Raw genomic sequence first — 16745 nt, 5'->3', positions numbered from 1 at the left:
CCCTGGGGATCCGTTCGTTCCAGGTGCGGGAGAAGACCCGGCGCCCGTCCTCGTACCCGTCGAGCGTCGCGTCCACATGGAAGTCGTCCTGGTCCGACGTCAGCACGGTGCGCGTCTCCACCCGCACGTCCCAGTCGGGGCGGCCGAAGCGCATCTCCCAGGCCGACTCACCGCGCACCGATCCGAAGTCCTCGCCGATCCAGCTGTACTTCTCGCAGGCCCTCAGTCCGGTCTCGATCCCGGTGTCCTCGTACCGCTGGAGTCCGCGGTCCTTGACGATGTCGAGCACCGACCGGTAGTCCACCAGGTCCCGGGTCACGGTCCACGCCTGTTCCGGCTCGCTCAGCCGGGTGACAGCGGGCGGCGCGCAGCCCTCGGGCTCGCCGAAGGGGGGCAGGGCCTTGTCCTCCGGTACGTCGTCGGGACGGACGGGCAGGGTCAGGGTGCTCCCCTTCTCGTACACGCTGAGCAGCGCGGGTCCGGGGGCCGGCCACACGAGCGGCCAGTACGAGGTGGACAGCGACAGCCGGATGCGGTGCCCGGGCGGGAACGCCTGCGCGATGCTGTGGAGCGGTACGCGCACCCGGTAGCGCCTGCCCGGTTCCAGCGCCTCGGGGACGTCCTGGCTGTCGCGGTGGGTCAGGTTGAGTACGCCGTAGGTCACCCGGGTCGAGCGCCCGTCGGGTGCGACGTCGGACAGCCTGACGTTCAGCTGCGCGGCCGGTGCGTCCGCGGCCACCTCCACGTCGAGGACGGGAGCGCCAAGGACCTCGACGCGCTCGGCCAGCGGCTCGGTCTGGAAGACGAGCGAGCCGCCGTCCTCCTCGCGCTGGTCGTAGGGCAGGTCCGGCGGGGCGTTGTACGAGGCCCACTTGCCGGCGAACTGGCCGACGGACAGCGGCGACTGCACGGTGTGGACACGGTCCTCCCGGTCACCGCGGTCCTCCGGCTTGCCCAAGGCGCCGTCGATGAGCGGGAGAACGGCTTCATCGACGTTCGGCGAAGGCCAGGACGGCTCGCCGACCCACCGGCCGGGCCGCTCCTCGTACGAGGTGGAGGGCGGGACGCTCTCCTGCATCCAGGCCCGGAGCATGGGGCCGTCCATGACGCCGTTGTCGACGCCCTTGAGCCAGTGGTCCCACCAGCGCACGACTTCCTGGAGGTATCCGATGGCCGGCCCCGGCTCGCCGAGGTGCGGGAGCTTGTGGGACCAGGGGCCGATCAGGCCCTTGCGCGGCACGTCGACCCGGCTCAGCAGCCGGGTGACGGCGTTGGAGTAGCCGTCGGCCCAGCCGCTCGAGGCGAGCACCGGGCAGCGCAGGGCCGAGTAGTCCTCGCTGAGGCTGGCGTGGCGCCAGTAGTCGTCCCTGTTCTGGTGACGCAGCCACTCCAGGACCCAGGGGCGTGCGGCGTCGAGCCGTTCACGCCACATCTCCCGCCAGCGTTCACCGACCACGGCCGGATCGGGCGGACACGTGGCGTACGCGAACATGGTCCCGGCCTCGGCCAGGTTGTCGGACAGCATGGCGCCGCCGAGGTAGTGCATGTCGTCCGCGTACCTGTCGTCGGTGAACGACGCGATGCAGATGGCGCGCAGGCTCGGCGGCCTGCGTGCGGCCGTCTGGAGCGCGGCGAAGGCGCCCCAGGAGATGCCCATCATGCCGGTGTTCCCGTCGCACCAGGACTGCTCGGCGATCCAGGCCAGCACGGCCTCGGCGTCGCTCTGTTCCTGTTCGAGGTACTCGTCCAGCAGCACGCCCTCCGACTCCCCCGTCCCCCGCAGGTCCACTCGCACGCACGCGTATCCGTGTCCGGCGATGTAGGGGTGGTGGATGGCGTCGCGCGTGGAGGTCAGGTCGTTCTTGCGGTACGGGATGTACTCGAGGACGGCCGGCACGGGTTCCGCGTCCGAGGCGGTGGGACGCCAGATCCGTGCGGAGAGCTTGACTCCGTCCTCCATGGGGATCGTGACGTGCTTCTCTTCCTGGATCGCGCAGGGCAGTTGGTCGACGTGACGCATGCCGCGACCTCCTTTCGTCGTGCAGGACCTGGCAGGTCACTTGGTCTTCGTGCCGCGGCCTCCCGGCTCGGTCTCGTCGAAGGTGAGGCCGAGGGCGGCCACGGCTTGGTCGAACTTGCGGCGCAGGTCCTCCTCGTCGTCTCCTCCGGTGAAGATGTGTGCCACTTCGTAGCTGTAACTGTCCTGCTGGGAGATGGTGGAGAGCTTCTGCCCCTCCTCGGGTACGACGTCGATTCGCACTCCGGGTATCTCGCGTTCGATGGCGGCGATCCGTTCCGGGGTGGGCACCTCGTGCACCTTGCCGTCGCCGAACCAGCGGTAGTACCACTTGGCGGCCACGGCGTAGGGCCCCTTGCCCCCGGTGAGCGCCGGGTCCTGGCCCAGCGCGAGGCTGAGCATGCGGTGGTGGTTGGGCACGCCGTCGACGTAGTCGAAGAGTTCGGCGTGGGACTGCGAGTGCCGGGGGTTGATCTCCAGGAGGCTGATGTCCTGCGTCTTCGGGTCGTAGAAGTACTCGATGCTGAAGGTGGCCGATTCCAGGCCGATCTGCTGCATGGTCCGCTCGCTGACGTCGTGGAGCTTGCGGATCACCGGTGCGGGGAGGCTGCTCGGGTACTGGTGGCGCAGGAAGCACGGGGAGGCCGGGTAGTTGATCGAGTCCAGTACGCCGTACACGGTCGCCCTGCCCTCGTGGACGTACCCCTCGACGGCCACCTGGATTCCGGTCATGGCCTCCTCGGCGAGGCAGACCTGGCCTCCTACTCCTTCCATCTCCGGTGGGAGTTCCAGCAGTTCGAGTACGGAGTCGAAGGGCCTGCCGACGCGGCCGATGCCTGCCCGGATCTCGTCGACGGCCTTCCGGAACTCCGTCATGTCGGAGACTCCGTACGCCAGCTCGGACGAGTAGGCGAGAGCCGGCTTGAGCCACATGGGGAAGTTCACGCCCTCGGGGGGCTTCGGGTCGTCCGCGTCCAGGTCCACCCGGCCGAAGCGCGGATGTTCGTCGATGACCTTCTGCTGTTCGAGCCGGCTCCAGTACTTGTGCTCGCACTTGACGACGGATTCGAGGCCGGTGGTACGCACTCCGTACTCCTTGCCGAGCATCGGGACGAGGGTGCTCACCGGGAAGTCCCAGTAACCGACGATCGCGTCGATGCTGCCGTCGTGCGCGTCGAGTACGGCTCGGGCACGGTCCATCAGGCGGGGCACGGACACCTCGCCCTCCTGCAGTTCCTCGACGCTCAACAGGTGGTGGAACCGGTAGGAGCCTGCGTCCGGGACCGCCTCCAGCGTCGGCAGGTTCGAGTCGTCGAGGCCGACGACGAAGATGTTCTTGCGCTGCACCTGCGGCATGTGGGTGTCCGTTCGGTAGGAGTACTCCTGCACACCACAGCGCCTGCCCTGGCCGGTGGCCGACATGCAGAGACGTCCTCCGGCCTCTTGCCACGCCGCTTCAGCGCACTCCCCGCGGGCGGTACTGGACGCTGATCCGCGGCCCCCGGGCGTGCGCGGTCTTGGGAACGGCGTGCTGCCAGGTGCGCTGGCAGGATCCGCCCATGACGATCAGGTCGCCGTGGCCGAGCGGCCGGCGCACGGTGTCGCCGCCGCGGCACGGACGCAGGAGCAGATCACGCGGGGCGCCGAGGGAGAGGATCGCCACCATCGTGTCCTCGTGCGAGCTGCGTCCGTTCAGGTCGCCGTGCCAGGCGACGCTGTCGCGCCCGTCGCGGTAGTAGCAGAGCCCGGCGGTGGTGAAGGGCTCGCCCAGCTCGTCGCCGTAGTGGGAGGACAGCGCGTCGCGGGCCTCGTCCAGAACGGGGCTCGGCAGCGCGTCCTCGGCGCGGTAGAAGGCGAGCAGCCGGGGCACGTCGACCGTCCGGTCGTACATCTGCCGGCGCTCCGCTCGCCAGGGCACCTCTGCCGCGAGCTCCGAGAAGAGCTCGTCGGCGCCGCTCAGCCAGCCCGGCAGCAGGTCGATCCACGCCCCGTCGCCGAGGACCGTCCTGCGCAGCCCGGTGAGCCGGCCCAGGTGCGGACGGTCGGCCTGGTCGAACAGCGAACCCTGGAGATGAACGGACATGGCGACAAGTCTACCCGGGTATTAGAACAAACGTTCCCTTCAGGTGCTGGGCGACTCCGGATCGTCGTCGCCGAGCTCCGGCTCCAGTCCCTCGGCGACCTCGGTCCGGCCGAGGCCCGCGTCGGCGCGCCATGCCTCGAAGGACCAGCCGGTCAGTGCCACCACGGCCAGCCCGAGCGTCCAGCCGCCGGCCACGTCGCTGAGCCAGTGGACGCCCAGCGCGATGCGGGTGAATCCCACGCCCAGCACCGACACGGCTGCCACGGCCCAGCAAAGGGGCCGGAGGCCGCGTCGCACCATGGGCAGGAGGACGAGCAGCAGGATCGCGAACGAGGTCGTGGCAGTCATGGCGTGACCGGAAGGGAAGGAGAAGCCGGGAGCGTGCGCCACGGGGTCCGGAAGGGCAGGCCTCGCCCGCTCGACGACGGTCTTCGCGAGCAGCCCCGTCAGCCCGCCGGCCACCGCCGTGACGGCCGACCAGGCGGCCAGACGCCAGGCGCGGCGGTACGCCAGCCACAGGGTGAGCACCGCGACCGCCGCGCGCAACGTCACGGGGTCCCACACCACGTCGGAGAAGAAGCGCAGGGTGCCGGTCCACGCCGGATGGTCGAGAGCGGTCCGGTTCAGCCACCGGGCCGCACCCGCGTCGAGGAGCCGCAGCGGATGCCACCCGCTCTCCACCAGGACCAGCAGGAGACCGAAGACGGCGGCGGCGACGGCGGCGACGGCCGCGGAACCGAACAGCCGGATCCCGAATCTGCGGTCGGCGTCGCGGCGGCTCCGTCGTGGGGCCGTGGCAGCGGGTCGGGCGGTCATTCACGCTCCTGGATCGGGTTGTACGGGATCGGACAGCCTGGCCCGCACCGCCTCCAGCTGGGCGGCGAAGGAGAGGCCAAGGAAGAGGGCGATGGAGGTGAGGTAGGCCCAGAGCAGCAGGGACATGAAGGCCGTGAGCGGGCCGTACACGGTGTCGAACGAACCACTGACCTCCAGATAGAGGCTGAGCAGCCAGGTCAGCGTGGTCCAGAGCACCAGATACACGGCGGCGCCGAAGGCCAGCCAGGTGTAGCCCGGCTGACGGCGTCTCGGGGAGCGGCGGAATATCGCGCTCGCCGAGAGGAGTACGAGGACCACTCCTGCGGGCCAGCGCAGCAGGTCCCAGGCGGACCGGGCGCCGGCACCGAGGTCGTACACGTCGACCACGGCCGCCACGAGATCGCCTCCGGCCACCATCGCGACGAAGCCGATGCCGAGAGGAATGCCGGCGGTGAGCGACATCACCAGACCCCGCAGGTACTTCAGATGGAAGACCCGGTCGCGCTCGACCCCGTAGATGCGGTTGGCACCGCGCTCTATCTGGCACATGGCCGTCGTGGTGTTGGTGAGGGAGAAGACCAGTCCGAACCAGAGGGCGACCTGGGCCCCGTCGTCGGCCCTCTGCCGGCTGCGGTTCAAGGCGTCGTCGACTACCTCGGAGCTGGGCCCAGCCGTGATCCGATGGATCGTCAGTTCCGCCACCCTGCCCAGGTCCTCCGTGTGGAGGGCCGTCGACAGCCCGACGAAGGCGATGACCAGCGGCACGACGGCCAGCACGGTCTGCAGGGCCAGCGCCCGGGAGTGACTGAAGCCGTCGGCGTAGCGGAAGCGGACGAAGGAGTCGCGCAGCAGCGGCCAGCGGCCGTAGCGCCGCAGGGTGGCCAGCGCCTCGTCACCGGAGAGCTCGCTGCCGGCCATGTCGCGGGTCTGCGGGACCCTGGTGGCGGTGCCCATCTCACTCTCCTCGCACAGGCATGAGCACCGTCAGCGCGCCGGGCCTGACCTCGGCGACGAGGCGCCGGCCCGGGGCCACGGGGTCGCCGTCCAGTTCGCGCTGCTGCGGCGCCTCGAAGCGGACGTCCGCCCGACGGAAGGTGAAGTACTCCACGGAACGGGATGTGCCCGAGCGGCCGGTCTCCCCATCCGGCCGGCGGCGCACCATCGACGCGACCGCGCTCAGCCAGCCCACCGGTCCGCGCGGGTCGAGGATCATGAGGTCGAGCAGCCCGTCGTCGGGCCGGGCCGCCGGGACCAGGGCGGCGCCGCCCTGCACCTTGCCGGTGTTGGCGACGAGCACCATCCGCGCGGTGCGTCGCAGGGGCCGTGCCCCGTCGATGCCGATCGTCAGACGCATCCTGGGCGTGCGCAGCTCCCTCAGGCCCGCCATCACATAGGCGGGCCAGCCGAGCACGGCCTTGGCCCGGTCGCTGGTGCGCTCCAGCATCGCGGCGTCGAGCCCGGCCCCTGACATCACCGTGAAGTGCGAGGGCGCAAGGCCGTCGCCCTCGATCCGCCCGAGGTCGATGCGGTGCGGAGCGCCACGCAGTGCGCCTGCCAGCGCCTCCACCGGTTTCACCGGCAGACCCAGGTTGCGCGCGAGGAGGTTGCCCGTGCCGCAGGGCACCACGGCGAGCGGTATGCCCGTGCCGGCCAGCGCCTCCGCGGCCGCGCGAATCGTCCCGTCACCGCCGCAGACCACGACGAGTGACGCCCCTTCCCGCACCGCGTGCGCCGTCTGTCCCTCCCCCGGGTCTTCGGCCGTGGTCGGCACGAAGTCCGCTCCGTGGTGGCCGTGGTCGTCGAGGACCTGTCGCAGGCCGGCACAGGCCGCCTCGTCGGTGACGGTGGGGTTGAAGACCACCGATGTGCGGCCGGCAACCGGACCGGTCGGCGCCCCGGGGGCCGGCTCCTCACGGGCCGCGGGCGCGGCGGCCGGCACGTGCGGTCCGGCGAGCAGGGCCCGTCCGACGATCAGCAGGGACAGTCCGCCGTTCAGCAGACCTCCCGCGATGTCCGTCGGATGGTGCATCCCCCGGTACGCGCGGGCGACACCCACCAGCAGGGGCACGAGCAGCAGCAGCACCGCTACGGCTCTGCGCCACGGGCCCTTCGTCCGGTGCAGGACCAGGGCCGCGAGGCCGGCGTAGAGGGCGGTGGCCGCGCCGGTGTGTCCGGAGGTGTAGCTGGAGGTGGGGGGCGAGGCGTCGAGGCGTTCGACGTCCGGCCGGGTACGGTCCACCGCTTCGGTGACGACCAGGAAGACCAGGGACTGGAGCGAGACGGCGACAGCGAGGAAGAGCGCGTCCCGCCACCTGGGCAGCCTCGGAACCAGCAGCAGGACGAGACAGGCGAGGAGGGTACCGACGACGACCGTGGCCGTGTCGCCCGCCTCGGACACGACGAGGGACACCGTGTCGAGTGTGCCGGTGCGGGCCCGCTCCAGCGCGTCGGTGACCTCGTCCTCGGACGTCAGCGGCCATACCCGGGCCGCGGGCCCCGTGACCAGGAGCCCGAGCCCCACCATCAGGGCGGCCTGGCAGACGGCCATCGAGACGACTACTCCGACGGCCCGGCTCATGCCCCCGGCGGTCTCCGGCACACGGCGCGGGCGCTCCGTGCCGGCCCGGGGCCGAAGGGACCGGTGGTGCGCACCGGTATGCGGCGGCGTGGCGGGAAGGTGCCCGCCGGGGAGGGCTGTGGGTCTTTGGGCTGTGGGTCTTTCCGGTATGTCGGTCGGCATGGCGTTCCCGTCGCTTCGGTGTCCCTCGGGCTACGAGTGGGGCCGGGGCTCGTCCCGGCGTTTCGCCGTCTTCCCCTTCCTCGCCCCTCCAGACCTGCCGCCGGCCCGAGCCCCTCTCCCCCTCCGGCGCGCGCCGGCGTCCTTCCCGGTCGCAGCGGCCCGGGATCGGCCATAAGCTGCCGAGGCCGAGTGGTGTGACCACCATGGGCCTGACCAGGACTTCCGCTCCTGCCGGCAGTCGAGCCGCAGGTGCCCGGGAGGGAGCGCGGCAACCCGGGAGAAGCCGCATCATTGACGTGCGCGCACGTGGGCAGGAGAGCGGCGACGCCGCAAGGCCCACGTACGGGCGACGGCGGATACGGCATACCTCAAGGGAAGGAGCGGCCCGATGTCGGAAGAAGGACGCGGTGACGACGTCTACCAGCCGGATGGTTCGGACATGGACAACCGGCCGACGGACGATCTCGACCCGGAGAACGTGATCGACGAGCCCGACCTCGACGACATGCTGGACATGGGGTACTCCCCGCCGGAGAAGCCCTTGGGCGTGTCGAAGTACGGCACGACCGGCGAGGAGCAGAGGGAGGGCGAGTCCCTCGACCGGCGCCTCGCACAGGAGGTGCCCGAGGACGACCCGCTCCGGGCGGAAGGGGCCGACGACGGGCCGGAGGACAACGGCCCTGAGGAGGACGACGCCGGGGACGAGCGCGCCGGACGCGTCGCCGCCGCCGACGAGGAACCCGGTTCCGTGCGGAACAACAGGGTGCTTGGACGTGACGTCGGCATCGACGGAGGTGCGGCCTCCGCCGAGGAGGCGGCCGTCCACATCCAGGAGGACGAGGAAGCCTGATCCCGGCCGTCCGGCCCTGGTCCGCACGGGTCCGGGCCAGGGCCGCAGGGGCCGGGACACATACCCCCACCGATCAGGGGAACGCCACGATCAAGGGCCACAACCCGGTGGACCGCTCGGAGGAAAGGTGACGCCGATGACCGGCAACAGCGTGAAGCAGCGGAAGATCCTGGCCGTGGTCACCAACTACGGCGTTGAACAGGACGAGCTCCTGGTTCCTCTCGAACAACTCCGCGGTGCGGGAGTCCAGGTCGACGTAGCGGCCGTGTCGATGGACGACATCGTGACGCTGGTCGGTGACAAGGATCCGGGGAAGACCGTGCGTCCCGATCTCACACTGGCCGACGCCGACCCCGCGGACTACGACCTGCTGCTCATCCCGGGCGGCACCCTGAACGCCGACACCCTCCGGCTCCAGAGCGCCACCACCGGAATCATCCGTTCCTTCACGGACTCCGGACGCCCGGTCGCGGCCATCTGCCACGGCCCCTGGGCGCTGGTCGAAGCAGGCGTCGTCACGGACAAGCGACTGACCTCCTACGCGTCGCTGCGGACCGACATCCGCAACGCGGGCGGCGAATGGGCCGACGAACCGGTCGTGACGGACGGTTCCGGTGGCTGGACGCTGATCACTTCGCGCAACCCGGGCGATCTGGAGCCGTTCGTGAGGGAGATCAGCACCGCGCTCGGGGCATCCCTGACGTAATCACAACTCCCGTGATGCGGTCCGATGCCTGAGGCGGACCGATGCGCTGATCATCGTCCGTGCGACGGAGGAGGCCGCCGCTCTCCCGCCGATGCCCCTGCTCAGCAAAGGGCACCGGAGCCGGGCGTGACACGCGGCGCGGGCTCGGTGCGATCCGGCAGGTTCTCGTCCCGCCCCCACAGGTCCACCATGGCGAGAACCGTACGTTCCGCCGCGAGCAGCAGGGCGAGAACCACGACACCCACCGCGCCCCAGGCCGCGTCGGGCAGCCACAGCAGTGCCGATGTGAGCGTGCCACCGAGGGCTTCGGGCAGCACCCACCACAACGACACAGCGAGGGTCAGCGATGCGGCAACCGCCCCGAGGGTGTTGAGGACGATCCGGCGCCGGGAGCGGGAGCGGGCCGCCGTCCGGCGTCCGGGCAGGACGCGCAGGACCGGGGCCGCCACACACAGCGCCAGGACTCCCGCGAGCGCGACCATGATCCACGGCAGGGCGGAGACAGGCAGTTCGGCCGATGCGCTGCCCGGGTCCGCTCCGGACAGGATCCGGGCCGCTCCGAGCGCGGCATGGTGGAACTCCTGGGCGCGGAGCAGGTGAAAGGCGTTCTGCAGGACGATCACCGCCCGGCCGCTGTCGGGGAGCATCACGACCATGGCGTCGTGGCCGGGCAGTGATCCGGACTTCCAGACCATGCGCTCGCCCGTGCCCTCGAGGGTGCCGACCGACCAGCCGAGCCCGAAGCGGTCGATGTCGCTGTCGACCTGACCGCGCTGGGTCTCCGTGATCCCCTCGGCCGAGAGCACGCGGCGCCCGTCCACCTGTCCGCCGCCGAGCTCAGCGAGTGCGAGACGACTCAAGTCTCCTACGCTGCCCCCGACATGGGCCGAGGGAACGCCCGAGGTGTCATACGGAGCATCGAACGGCACCGGATCGTCGAAGAGGAAGCGGTGCCCCGGCGCCACGCGCTCCCGTTCGAAGTCCCGCTCGGAGGCGACGGCGTGTTCCATGCCGAGGGGGTCGAGGATCTCCTCGCGCAGGTGAGTGCCGAAGTCCCGCCCGGAGACCTCCTCGACCAACGCGCCGAGCACGGCGTAACCGGCACTGGAGTAGGCGTAGGACTCGCCCGGCTCGGCGTCGGGAGCGATCTGCTCGAGATCACGGACCGCTTCAGCGAGCGCACCCGGCGCGTTGTCGTAGCGGTCCGCTGTCCCAGCGTCGGCGGAGGCCGGAATACCGCTGGTATTGGTGAGCAGCTGCCGGACCGTGATGCGGTCGGACACATCCTTGTAGGCGAGCCGGAACCAGGGAAGATACGTCCGCACCGGGGCGTCGAGGGCCACCCGGCCCACCTCCACCAGCTGCATGACGGCCAGGGCGGTGAGCGGCTTCGCGACCGACCCCCACAGGAACGGAGTGTCGGGCGTCACGGCCTGCCCCTGCCCGTCCTTGCCGAAGCCCTTCTCATGCACGACGCGCCCACCCTCGATCACCGCGATCGCAGCACCGGGCGTACCGGTCGCATCGAGGCGGCCCTCGACGAAGTCGTCGATCGCCGACCAGCGCCCGGCATCGACAGCACCCCGGGACTCGACGACAGCGGTCCCGGCAGCCGCCGCCCCGGGCACCGTGAGCCCGAACCCCGCAGTCGCGACCAGCGCCGCGCCCGACACCTTCCCGAACCACACACGCCATCGGCGTCGCCTCACTGTTGCGGTCGTCCCCATGCCCCAGCCCCCTCTTCGTTCCGCCTGTCAGTTTTTACAATATAGCCATACGGTAAAAGAGGTCCGCAAGGACCGCCGGCAGATATCCTGACGGCATGCCGAAGGTCGTCGATCACCAAGCCAGGCGAATCCAGGTCGCCGACGCGGTCCAGCAGTTGATCACCGAGCAGGGCCTCGACCGGGTCACCGTGGCCCGGACCGCCGCCGAGGCCGGGGTTTCCGTCGGCCACGTACAGCACTACTTCCCGACGAAGGACGAGATGCTGCTGTTCACGCACGAGAGGGTCGTCCAGAAGACCCTCGAGCGGGTTTCGGCACTCGAGGACCGATCAAGGTCCGAGCGATTGCCGATCCGCGACGTGGTCGTCGACGGCCTCGCCGAGTGGCTCCCGGTGGACCCACCGCGTCGCTCCGCACACCGCGTCACACTGGCCTTCGTCGGCCGCACGGTCGACAACCCGCACCTCGCCCGTGCCCATGCCGAGACGGGCAGGCGCATCCGCTCACTGCTCGCCGGAGCCGTCCACAACGGCAAGGAGTGCGGCGAGGTCCCGGGCGGCACCGACCCGGGTCTCGCCGCCCTCGAACTGCACAGCCTGGTCGAGGGACTCGCTCTTCAACTCGGCTCCGACCCCGACGAGACCGCCTCCCGCACCGCCCTGAACCTCGTCTCCGCACGGGTCCGGGAGGCCTTCCCCGGACGCTGCCGCCAGTACGAGTGAACTGACGGGCGGCCGATCAGGACCTCATGCTCCCCGGCGAAGTCCGCCGGGACCTGGACCCCGAACTCGAGGCGCGCACGCTCCTGGCCCTGGCCGACGGCCTCACGGTCCACGTCCTGGCAGGCCATCACACCTCGGCCGCGGCGCCGGCCATCCTCAAGCACCACATCGGCCACCTGCTGGAAGGCCCACCCGCCTGATCGGCACACCTCGCACCTTCACCCCTGCCGGAGGGGCGCTCTCCGCACTCCTCCGTTCTCCGCACTCGGCTCAAGGCCGATGAGGCGCAGTCAGATGCGGGCCATCATCGCGGCCAGGGCAGCACGGGAGGTGACGCCGGTCTTACGGTACACACGGGAGAGGTGGGTCTCGACCGTGCGCGGACTGAGGTAGAGCCGGTCAGCGATCGCCTGGTTCGTGAGACCCTCGGCGACCAGTTCGGCGACCTCCCGTTCACGTGCCGTCAACGACTCCAGCGGTTGAGGGATGCTGGAGCTCGTCCGGGGCGCGGGCGGCCCAGCCATCGCCGCCAGACCGGCAAGCAGGTGTGCGCCCCCGGCCGTGGCCAGCCGATGCCCCCTCTCGCGCACCGTCTCGCCCCGTGCCGGGAACCCGGCAGCCGTCAGAACCGGGGCGGCGAGCAGCAGCGATCGCGCCTCCCAGAAGACCGCGCCGGACCGTGCGCATTCCTCGGCCGCCTCGGAGAGCAGGGCCGCCGCTGTCACCGGGTCGCCACCGTGCAGCGACAATTGAGCCGCGCTCCGCATGGCGGAGGCACGCTGCAGGGGCAGGCCGAGCCGGTCCGCCTCCTTGCGCGCCCGCTCGGCCCAGGCGGACGCGGAACCGGTGTCCCCCGTGAGCAGGGCCGCGGTCACGAGAAGTTCGAGGAACAGAGGGCGCATCGAGGGCTGTAGGCCATGCAGGTCGTCGCCGCCCGCCCGGAGCAGGGCGTCCCGGGCGCGGTGCGGGTCGCCGCCGGTGAGCGCCGCGTAGCCGAGCATGCACCAGGCCATGGACGCCCGCCAGTTGTCGCTCGGTCCCATGCTGACGACTGCTTCCTCGGCCACGGCCAACGCCTCCGGGTCACCGGGCGCGGATGCCACCACCAGAACCTGAGCTTTGTTGGCCAGGACGAATGCCAGCAGTTCACTGCTGCCGATGCCTCGTGCGATGTCCTCCGCCTCGTCGGCCAGTTGCCGTGCCGACGGCAGCCGGCAGGTCTGGATCCGGACGTGCGCCTTGCACAGCAGCAGAAGCGGCAGGAGGTAGACCTGCCCGCTGCGCCGGGCGATCTCGAGGCCCCGGTCGGCGTGGCGCTCGGCGTCGATGAAGCGGCCCATGAATGCCTCCGCCCAGCCGAGTCTGGCCAGGGGTTCGCACAGCGACGCGAGGTCGTCGTCGGGCAGGCCGTCCATCAGCTCTGCCGCTTGCCCGGCGAACCCGGCAGCCGCGACCATGCCGCCCTCATAGGCTTCTCCGAAGGCGGCGAGCGCCAGCGCACCTGCCTCGCCTGGTTCGTCCTTGAGGGAGCGGGCCTCCGCGAGAGTGCGGGCCATCTCGCCCCGCACCTGCGGATAAGGAGTGTTGTGAGGCGCGGAGGAGCCCAGTTCGAGCCCGATCGAAACCCTCTCGGCCGGCGATGGCCCCAACTTCCCTTTCAGCTCCCGGCGCAGGAGGGCGATCGCCTCGGGATACCTTCCAAGGTGACGCTCCACCAAGGCGCACAGCACGACTGCCGACGCCCTGACGCCGGCCTCGTCCGGACCTGATGTGCTGATGACCTGGTGCAGCAGCTCCCGGCTCTCCCGCAGACCGCCGGCGACACCGAGCGCACGTGCGCGCCTCAGCATCAGCAGTCGTCGCTCGGAGGCGTGTTCGGCCGTGTCCGGGAGGAGCCGGAGCACGGTACCCAGCCAGTGTGCGCAGCTCGTCGGAGCCGTCGACGCGGTCTGTTCGGCGGCCTGCTTCAGTACGCCGATCGCCCGGGGATCGAAAGCGGTCACCGAGCGTTCGATGTGCTGCGCCTGCTCGACGGCCGGGGCACCTGCCCGAGCCAGTTCGACGGCGGCCGTGCGGTGGATGTCGACGCGCCGCCACGCGGCGGCGGACTCGTACACCAGTGTCCGGAGTACCGGGTGGCGCAGCCTCAACCGACCCCCCGGACCTGCGCGTACGAGATCGCGTCGGGCCAAGGTGTCCAGGTCGTCGTCGAGTTCGGCGCCGGTGCGGCGGGCCGTCGCACCGATCACGGGGGGTGTCGCGTGGTCGCCGAGCACGGCGACCACCTCCAGTATTCGGCGCTGCGACGGGCTGAGCGGCGTGAGCTCGTTCAGCAGCAGCGATCCGAGACCGACCGGCAGTCCGTCGGAACCGTCCGCGGCCGAGATCGAGGAAGTGCCTCCGCCGAGCTCGGCGCCCTCGCGGTGGGCGTGCAGGAGGGAGAGGAAGTACAGGGGGTTGCCCTCGCTGGCCGTGTAGAGCTGCGATGCCCGGACCCGTGGCAGGTCGGGGGCGAGCCCTTCAACGCATTCCTGTTGTGCCAGCGGCGCCAGACCGATCCGGATCACCGCGGCGGTGTCGAGTCCGCGGGTGAGCGCCAGGTGAGCGCCGGCGGAGTCTGCCGGTCGCGACGTGCGACGACGAAGACGACCGGACCGGGCACGGGGTGCCGGACGAGATGGTCCAGGAGCTCCAGCGAAGCCGGGTCCGCCCAGTGCATGTCGTCCAGTGCGACCACCAGACCCGCCGCGCCGAGCTGTGCCAACAGTCGTGCCGTCGAACGGTGGAGGGCAAAGCGATCGACGGCGGGTGGGCCCGTCACGGGGGACGGCCCTGTTGCCCGGCCACCGGGAGCCGGGGACAACGCGGCGAGCAGCGCGGACGCCGTGCTCGGACTGCGGTCGTCCACATCGGCGAAGGCATCCGCGAACGGCCGGAAGGGGAGGTGTTGTTCATACTCCGTGGCCCGGCCTCGCAGCACCGTCACACCACGTTGCCGGGCGCGCAGGCAGAACTCTCCCATCAGCCGGCTTTTGCCGATTCCCGCCGCACCGGTGAGATCGACGACCGCCGGGCTTCCCCCGCCCAGGCGATCGAGCACGGCGTCGAGCTGCGCGATTTCGGCCGTGCGGCCGACGAGGGGGTTCCCGCCGGAGCGGCCTGTCGCGGCGTCGGGCGCCGCTCCCGCCTGTGTAATCCCTCTGGCCAACTCCACGGCATTGTCTACCACGTTGAGCAGCCGGCCGTGGGGTAGTGCGGCACCCGGTCCGAGAAGCACGCTGCCGGCACGCCTCTGGCAGAAGGCAACGACGCGCCTCAGCCGAGCAGGGCCCTCACCCCGTCCATCACCAGGCCGGCCACACCAAAGACCATGGGAGACAAGGGCATCGTGAACAGGAGGAAGACTATGTAGCCGTTACCCCGCGCCCAGCTGGCGTGACGTGCGCAGGCCAGCAGCCAGATCGACAGAGTGAGGAACGGAGCGAAGAGAAACCAGGTGGTGATCATCCACAGCGACAGCGCATCACCCGACAATTCGTATGCTTTTCCTCCGGCCGTCCGCACCTCCACGAGGCTGCCGACCCTGTGCTTCTTGTCGGCCTTGTGCAGGGTCATGTCTCGCTGCGGCTGCTTTCCTCCCCTCGGCCGGGCGACCGAGCGCGGTGTGTACACACCCTCACAGGCGTAGCCGTTGGGATAGCCGTCCGCGGTGGTCGCGTCATAGCACTCGGTGATCCTCATGATGCCGTCCACGGGCCCGACACCCGCCGCGGCCGCCAGGTGAGGGACGGGGATCAACCAGACCAACCACCCGGCTACGACAAGACTCAGCGCCGCTCCGGCAACGGCCGTACTCCGCTCCCGCCGGCCCAGCTTCCTCGCCACATCGCCTCCCCCTCCGGAGCTGGTCGCCGCGCAGACCGCCCCCGCCCCCGGGCCACCCACGCCACGCGCGTCGGCCGGGACCGCCGGGACCGCCACCACCCTTCCAGCCGGTGCGGTGCCGCGCGTCCGTGGTTTCCCGGATATGCGCCACGTACATCCGGCTTCGGCGCACGTGTGTCCCGGCGGGTTGTCCGGAGGGCGGCAGTCGGCCTCATCCGGGTCCGACAGCTCTCTACGTAGGGATGTACGTGATTCCACCGACGCCGCCGGGTGTGAATCCTGAAAGCATCGTGGCGACGCCGCGTCGGGCGACGGGTCTGATGCCCCGCTTCCCACAGCAGCCGTCGCGGGAGGCCGGCGGGCCCGTTCGCGGCACCGACGGAGCAGGCATGCCATTCCTTACCCCGCGCACGTCATCCGCGTGGATCCGGCTTCGATCGAGGGAGCGTCAGTGCGAAACAGAGTGGCTGGTCCGGGACTCGGCGAGATCCGCGGCGATCACGCCGTCATCAACCCGATGATGGGCTCCATGATGCAGGTGTTCAGGGGGTTTCTGCTGATTTTCTGGGTTGTCATGCTCGTCACCACGGTCGTCAACCCGTCCGCCGTCAACGACAACGCCCTTGTCACGTCCATTGTGGTGGCCGCGGTGTACGCGCTGAAGTTCGGATGGCGCCGACTCACCGCCCGGCTCGGTGTGAACAGGTGTTACCTGTGCGCGGACGGCGTGGCAGTCACCGGCCGGTTCGGCCGGATACGCGACTCCGTGGCGTGGAGCGAGGTGACCGGGGTTCAGCAGACGGCAGTGGTCGGTCTCGTCATGGGCTGCCACCGCATCGAAATCTTCAGAGGCCGGTCCGCCAAGCCCCTCTGGCTCGTGGCGCCCGGAGCGAAGTCCGCTCTGGTGCAGGCTCTGCTCGACGAGGGCAGGCGCAGTGGCGCCCTCCGGTGATCGCCACGAGAGGTGCTCCTCTTCGCCGCGTGCGGCCGCCCGCATCGGCGAGGTCTCCGGGGATGCCGCGTCGGCGCACCGCCCAGCGTCGGCTCGACCCGGACGTAACAAGATCACGGCCACTGGGACAGGACTCACCGCGCACCTGAGTGCGCTGCGCGCCTCTCGCCCCCTGCCGAGTCCGATCGTCGTCACCCGCTGACGCCGGTCAAGAGGTCCCCGACCGGCCCCCAAAACGATCGAGGGC

At 70.7% G+C, this 16745-nt stretch carries 13 protein-coding genes and 1 pseudogene; 5 read left to right on the top strand and 9 right to left on the bottom strand.

Annotated features, from left to right (window positions below; genetic code table 11):
* From ACFWFI_RS28870 to ACFWFI_RS28845, 6 genes are all read right to left on the bottom strand, one after another.
* Positions 1–2020 (bottom strand): CocE/NonD family hydrolase (locus ACFWFI_RS28870; protein ID WP_387395626.1); only part of this gene is annotated, 2020 nt, incomplete at its 3' end.
* A 36-nt stretch (positions 2021–2056) separates the two neighbouring features.
* The gene (locus ACFWFI_RS28865; RefSeq protein ID WP_387395628.1) at positions 2057–3373 is read right to left on the bottom strand and encodes an ATP-grasp domain-containing protein; all 1317 of its coding nucleotides are present in this window, start codon (positions 3371–3373) and stop codon (positions 2057–2059) included.
* Positions 3374–3473: 100 nt separating this feature from the next.
* Positions 3474–4100: an alpha-ketoglutarate-dependent dioxygenase AlkB gene (locus ACFWFI_RS28860; protein WP_387395624.1), complete on the bottom strand. Its 627-nt coding sequence runs from the start codon at positions 4098–4100 to the stop codon at positions 3474–3476.
* Positions 4101–4139: 39 nt separating this feature from the next.
* Complete coding sequence (locus tag ACFWFI_RS28855) at positions 4140–4916, bottom strand: phosphatase PAP2 family protein (protein WP_387395622.1); 777 nt, start codon at positions 4914–4916, stop codon at positions 4140–4142.
* Positions 4917–5870 carry a YihY/virulence factor BrkB family protein gene (locus ACFWFI_RS28850; RefSeq protein ID WP_387395620.1) on the bottom strand — a complete coding sequence of 318 codons (954 nt, stop codon included), beginning with the start codon at positions 5868–5870 and terminating at the stop codon, positions 4917–4919.
* Position 5871: 1 nt separating this feature from the next.
* Positions 5872–7494 (bottom strand): bifunctional phosphatase PAP2/diacylglycerol kinase family protein, encoded by a 1623-nt coding sequence (locus ACFWFI_RS28845; protein WP_387395618.1) that lies wholly within the window; start codon positions 7492–7494, stop codon positions 5872–5874.
* 550 nt (positions 7495–8044) lie between these two features.
* Here ACFWFI_RS28845 and ACFWFI_RS28840 point away from each other — a divergent pair.
* Both ACFWFI_RS28840 and ACFWFI_RS28835 read left to right on the top strand, forming a co-directional pair.
* Positions 8045–8506: a DUF5709 domain-containing protein gene (locus ACFWFI_RS28840; RefSeq protein WP_387395616.1), complete on the top strand. Its 462-nt coding sequence runs from the start codon at positions 8045–8047 to the stop codon at positions 8504–8506.
* Between the two features lie 136 nt (positions 8507–8642).
* Positions 8643–9212, top strand: a complete 570-nt coding sequence (locus tag ACFWFI_RS28835) for a type 1 glutamine amidotransferase domain-containing protein (protein WP_387395614.1) — start codon at positions 8643–8645, stop codon at positions 9210–9212.
* 101 nt (positions 9213–9313) lie between these two features.
* Here the strand turns inward: ACFWFI_RS28835 and ACFWFI_RS28830 are convergent, their stop codons facing one another.
* The gene (locus ACFWFI_RS28830) at positions 9314–10939 is read right to left on the bottom strand and encodes a serine hydrolase domain-containing protein (protein WP_387395612.1); all 1626 of its coding nucleotides are present in this window, start codon (positions 10937–10939) and stop codon (positions 9314–9316) included.
* Between the two features lie 95 nt (positions 10940–11034).
* Here ACFWFI_RS28830 and ACFWFI_RS28825 point away from each other — a divergent pair, with 95 nt between their 5' ends.
* Entirely contained in the window at positions 11035–11661 is a 627-nt protein-coding gene (locus ACFWFI_RS28825) for a TetR/AcrR family transcriptional regulator (protein WP_387395609.1), read from the top strand.
* Between the two features lie 26 nt (positions 11662–11687).
* On the top strand, positions 11688–11861 hold the full coding sequence (locus tag ACFWFI_RS28820; protein ID WP_387395607.1) for a TetR family transcriptional regulator C-terminal domain-containing protein: 174 nt from the start codon (positions 11688–11690) through the stop codon (positions 11859–11861).
* 90 nt (positions 11862–11951) lie between these two features.
* On the opposite strand, the pseudogene ACFWFI_RS28815 reads toward ACFWFI_RS28820, so the two are convergent.
* Positions 11952–14857, bottom strand: a pseudogene (locus ACFWFI_RS28815) (ATP-binding protein).
* A 119-nt stretch (positions 14858–14976) separates the two neighbouring features.
* Complete coding sequence (locus ACFWFI_RS28810) at positions 14977–15414, bottom strand: hypothetical protein (protein WP_387395605.1); 438 nt, start codon at positions 15412–15414, stop codon at positions 14977–14979.
* Positions 15415–15997: 583 nt separating this feature from the next.
* Between ACFWFI_RS28810 and ACFWFI_RS28805 the strand changes: the two genes are divergently transcribed.
* Entirely contained in the window at positions 15998–16498 is a 501-nt protein-coding gene (locus tag ACFWFI_RS28805) for a hypothetical protein (protein ID WP_387395603.1), read from the top strand.
* The last annotated feature ends 247 nt before the right edge of the window (positions 16499–16745 follow it).

Source organism: Streptomyces sp. NPDC060209, from assembly GCF_042728155.1.
Lineage (GTDB): Bacteria > Actinomycetota > Actinomycetes > Streptomycetales > Streptomycetaceae > Streptomyces.
The sequence above is the reverse complement of the archived record's forward strand: the minus strand, read 5'-3'. Positions and strand labels throughout refer to the sequence as shown.